The organism is Lewinella sp. (assembly GCF_050633125.1).
GTDB lineage: Bacteria > Bacteroidota > Bacteroidia > Chitinophagales > Saprospiraceae > Lewinella.
Genome location: NZ_JBOEFX010000213.1, coordinates 1 through 5,018, shown reverse-complemented (window position 1 = coordinate 5,018; position 5,018 = coordinate 1). Strand labels below are relative to the sequence as shown.

General features: G+C 32.9%; 6 protein-coding genes. All 6 read left to right on the top strand.

All coding sequences use genetic code 11. The annotated features are described in order from the left end of the window. The first annotated feature begins 190 nt into the window (after window positions 1–190). The 6 genes from ACRBG0_RS28215 (at window position 191) to ACRBG0_RS28190 (ending at window position 4,893) form a co-directional block, all read left to right on the top strand. Window positions 191–997 (top strand): hypothetical protein, encoded by an 807-nt coding sequence (locus ACRBG0_RS28215; protein ID WP_431490169.1) that lies wholly within the window; start codon window positions 191–193, stop codon window positions 995–997. Window positions 998–1,099: 102 nt separating this feature from the next. After that, on the top strand, window positions 1,100–2,167 hold the full coding sequence (locus tag ACRBG0_RS28210; protein ID WP_431490168.1) for a DUF7638 domain-containing protein: 1,068 nt from the start codon (window positions 1,100–1,102) through the stop codon (window positions 2,165–2,167). 208 nt (window positions 2,168–2,375) lie between these two features. Further along, complete coding sequence (locus tag ACRBG0_RS28205) at window positions 2,376–2,966, top strand: NIF family HAD-type phosphatase (RefSeq protein ID WP_431490167.1); 591 nt, start codon at window positions 2,376–2,378, stop codon at window positions 2,964–2,966. 88 nt (window positions 2,967–3,054) lie between these two features. Further along, window positions 3,055–3,399, top strand: coding sequence for a hypothetical protein (locus ACRBG0_RS28200; protein ID WP_431490166.1), 345 nt, complete (start codon window positions 3,055–3,057; stop codon window positions 3,397–3,399). Between the two features lie 85 nt (window positions 3,400–3,484). After that, window positions 3,485–4,240 carry a hypothetical protein gene (locus ACRBG0_RS28195; RefSeq protein WP_431490165.1) on the top strand — a complete coding sequence of 252 codons (756 nt, stop codon included), beginning with the start codon at window positions 3,485–3,487 and terminating at the stop codon, window positions 4,238–4,240. A gap of 161 nt (window positions 4,241–4,401) precedes the next feature. Beyond that, window positions 4,402–4,893 carry a hypothetical protein gene (locus ACRBG0_RS28190; protein ID WP_431490164.1) on the top strand — a complete coding sequence of 164 codons (492 nt, stop codon included), beginning with the start codon at window positions 4,402–4,404 and terminating at the stop codon, window positions 4,891–4,893. The last annotated feature ends 125 nt before the right edge of the window (window positions 4,894–5,018 follow it).

The window sequence follows — 5,018 nt, the reverse complement described above, 5'->3', positions numbered from 1 at the left end:
ACACTTTTTGCAACGGTCTCCGTAGATTTGAAGTGTAAAAATGAAAATGCGCAGAACTTTGCCTAGGACGTACATACTCCGCTTCGCTACGTACGTCGCCTAGGCTTGAGTTGGCTGCAATGAGTGAAAAAATATTGAAAATGTAACTTATTCTATTTAAAAACAATATAGACATGACAGTTGATCACAAATGAAGAAGATAATAATTTACATACTATTCACTATTTTATTATTCCAACTTGCAATAGGGCAATCCAATGTGAGTTTGGATATGGTGGAATACCTGCAAGCTGATCAATTTGACATTGATAGCCTAAAAAATATTCTTGGTGTTTCACATATAAATGAAGGTAACTGGGATGTTGAAAGAGAAGAGCTGGGAGGGATTATGATTTGGAATTATTTTGAGCGAGAAATAGACTTTGATACAAAGCAGTTTCTACTAGAGTATCAAGATCAAACTGATTTTGCAGACTATGAAGTATCGATCTTGTATAATTTACAAGGTTCCTTGGTTACAATAATTAATAAGGTGAGCTTTCGAGAATCTGAATTATTAGTAAGGAAAACTTCAGAAGAGAGTAAGCTATTTTTTAGCGACTATAATGCAAAATATCATACTAATATCAACCGAAGAAAAGTAAGAGGTGATTTTTTAAAACTATTTGAATTCGGTAGTGCGTGTGGAGTGGGAGGTAGTGCAACAGAAATGTTTTCTCTGATGCTAAGGGCAGTTAATGCGAAAAAAATCAATAAACTGAATAATTGGTTAAGATCTCCAAATATCAATCTCAGGTTATTTGGAGCTGTTGGGATTCTATGGTTATCATATGATGGAAGACTAATAGAAAGCCAAGAAAAAGAAATCATACGCTCATTGTGGGAAGAAAACTATTCGATCAATTCATGTTCAGGTTGTAGTCCTGAAACTAGTACAATAGAAGAGTTGTTGGATAAGGAGCAATTGAAGTATATATATGAACAATATAAAAAATAGGTTGGTTTAAGGAATAAAAAATATTACTGCAGCCAACTTTGCTACCCCGTCAAGNNAGCCTGCGTTGTAGCTTGAGTTCGGTCCAATTAAATAAAGCAAGAGATGAAATTATTCAGAAAGAATAAGCATCAAAGTGATTTGAATGAGGAGGCTTTTTCCCCTATTCAAAGAATAAAGAAGATAGAAGGTAAATTAGTGCCAGCCTTTATTTGTAATGGCGGAACCTATTTTTTTACAGATATAGAAGTGTACAGTGATGGCATCATAGAAGCATGGGGAGCACTTGATTTGGACTTTTTTAGGAGTAAACTTGCCTCTAATTGGATTGCGGTTAATGTTCCTAATGAAGAAAATATTTCCATTCATCATCTTGCTTCTCTGAAGATAACTGATTGTATATGGAGGTTTGATAGCAATACATTTTATGATTTTGTTGTCGGACTGTTGAAGGGTATGAATTCTAAGATGCAAAATTTATATAATTTTTTTGGAGAGGATACAGTCCAAATTGGAACTACCAAGTATTCCAAATTGCCGAGGTCCAATGGAAAACCAGTTAGGCCTGGTAGTGATCATTACCACTATCATAATATGATTACGGGAAGGAATTATTCTGTGTTTTTCAAGGAAGCACCAAACATATATTATTTAGTGAATATTTCAGTGTTTGAGGATCAATCCGTGATAATGGACAGATTGCCTGCGGTAATAAGAACAGATATCCCTGGATTGAAAAAGATGATGGAGGACCAAGAAGTAATAACAGAAATATCAAGAGGTAGTAAGGTCATGATCTATGGTTTGGGAGAATTTGTAACAGAAGAAGTTAATGCGGCAATTAAAGTTGAGTCTTTATTTGGCGAAATAGAGGATGCTGTCTCTGAGTTGAATTCAAAGCCTACTACATCACAAACATGTAAGTCAGTGTATGACGATTACTTGCAAAATCCAACTGTTCAATCACGGGAAGTACTGAGAGAAGCATATGAGAAGGTACCAGAGCATTTGAAAGTATATATTCTTGGAGATATGGATGTTAAAGACATTCCGATAAGGATGATCATATATGGGGAGGAAGAAATAAAGAAGTGGAATCACTATATTATAGCTGTGGAAAAAGGATATGAATTACCGAAAATAAATGTACCTAATCCAGTAGATGAAATATAAGACTGGACCGAACTTTGCTTGTGCGACTATACCCGCCCGGGTTCGTATTCCACTCGTTCATATAGTTGTTGCTGTACTTTATCTGCGGTGTACTTGGCGATCATTGGTGAAGAGGGGCGGGTACATCGCACAAGCTTGAGTTAGGCACAACGCTGCGCGTGCATTAAGAAAGCCTCAAAAGAAAAACCTTAAAAAGAAAAATTAGAGCTTGATAGAAAAGGATAAAATATTATTAATATTAGACCTCGACGAAACACTTGTTTACGGCACTAAAGACAAATTATTGCGTACTGAGGATTTTAAAGTCGGTGCTTACTTTATTTATGAAAGACCCCTTTTGAGTGATTTTCTTCATGGCGTTTACCAATATTTCAAATTAGCTATTTGGTCATCTGCTTCAGATGAATATGTATTTGAAGTAGCAAATCATATTATTCCCAAAGAAATCTCACTTGAATTTATTTGGGGAAGATCAAAGTGCTCGTATAAGAGAAATGTAGTTATTGATGATGAAGGATATTATGATCCAATTTCTCAAAACCATTATAACTATGTAAAACCACTCAAAAAGGTAAAAAGGAGAGGTTATGACTTAAATCGTATCCTAATCATTGATGATACGCCTCATAAATCTCAGAATAATTATGGTAATGCTATATGCCCTGAAATATATACAGGTTCAATAGAAGATGAAGAATTAATACATTTGTTAGCTTATTTAAAGGCATTTAAAAATAAAGAAAATGTGAGAAAAATAGAGAAGAGAAATTGGCGAAACCGCATTGATAGAGATAAATAAATGTAAATATTCATCTTATCTCCTATATTAATAAAGAATGATTAATAAAATATGATGCGAAAAAAAAATATATGAATCTATAGATGACTTGATTCTTTTAATTAAGAAAAAAGGAGACAAAGAAGGCTTTGATTTTGAGGACTCTAAAATTATTCTTTGTTTAGAGGTAATTCGCTTGGAATTGAGTAGTTTAGATGAATTATCAGACGATTCTTTAGGAGCATTTGGTTGTATTTCGGGATGGTCATATCATTACTACCAAAACATTTATACAGATATTCATGAACTGATAATATATTTGGATGATGAGTTCAATAAATTAAATAAAAATGAGTACAAAGCTGATATTGAATTTCCTGTAGGTAACAGTAGGAATGACTGGTGTGATTACTTGTGTGCAACAATTCAAAATGTGTTGAAAGAGTCAAAATAAATGTGTGCCTAACTTTGCCTAGGACGTCCATGCTCCCTTTGGTCGCACGTCGCCTAGGCTTGAGTTAGCGGAAATGATATATCTTATGGAAAGAATACTCAATATACTATTTAGAAGGAAAACGCTGAATTCTATTTTATTTATTTTAGTAGCAGCTGTAATTAGAGAACTCGCTGCTCTTGGTGCAAGTGAAGAAATAATTGAACTATGTAATAAAATCCAAGAGCAAAATCCGGATAATTACCTTTATTATGCTGCAGTAATTGTTGAGTTTGTATTTGGGAAAGGAAGTTTCATTACACTTGGAGTAATAATTGGGTTGATAATTTTATTTGTCTCTTTGAGAATATACGAAATAACACACCCTAAAAAAGATCCTCCTGATGTTATTGTGCGGTCATCTGATTTGAAATTCATTAGAATAAAAAAAGATGTTTATCAGCTACTTATAACTTTTAAAAATACTGGACCAGTAAATGCGAGAAATTTTAACTATAATGGAATCGTATTAGGGTTTGATAAGAAAGAGAATTTATTGCTTCGATATACAGTCGAATCTAGAGGTGACAATTTATCGGTTGAAGCTGCTCGAAAAAAAGATTACTATTTAGAGGCTGTTTTTAATTTTGAAATTCCAGACAAAGTAGCGAGATGTATGGATATTTACATACTCCTAAAAGTTAATTTTACCGATGACAATAAGAAAAAGTATGTGAATTTTTTATCATTTTATACTGTTGCAGAAACCACTATGTTCTACATTTATAATGGTGAAAAGAATAAAATACTAAAGCCAATACTTGATGAGTATTTGACTAATTACAACCTTCCTAAGTATTGAAATGAAACTATCAAGTATAATAATGAGTATTTTAGGCCTATTAAGTGGGAAATATATTTATGGCATTTTGAAATGCATTTAAGTATTTCTAACGTAACAGTTTTTATTATTTTCCGTATTACTTATGTAATATATAATTATTCTCTAGAAAAATATTTGTTATGACAGGGGAGGATTTTTTGATTTCTATGTTTATTGTATTATTCTGGGCTGTAATAATTCGATATTTTCTTAAAGAAAGAAGAAAAAACAAAGAGATTGAAAATAGAAATAAATTGTACTTCAAAAACTTTATCGATGCAACCAATAGAGTTTTAGGAACTAGAATGCAGCCAAATTACTTGACTGATGAAACTGTAATTATTGTGCAAAATTATGGTACTCCTGGATATGGTAAAGAAATAATTGGTAGTGTTAAAATACGATTAATAAAAGAACATGATTTTTTTACGATGAGAGATTCATTCTCTATCCATGTGAACGGCACCACAAATAAGGGTAAATCAGTTGGTAAATATAAAGAAATTAAAGGCCGACCTGATACATTTTTAGCTTCAGAATACTTTGATATAATTAAAGATATGCACAACTCGGTAACAAAGTCATATGACTTTAAAGAGGGATTAAAGAAAAGCGGATGGATGAGTGTTTGAGGAATATGTTAAGAAAGCATTAGACTAAAGATAAACTGTGATTTACTTCCGCTAACTTTGCTAGCCCGTCAATGTCTCCTTCGTCGCCACTGCGTTCTAGCTTGAGTTGTACGCAAGGAGATTGA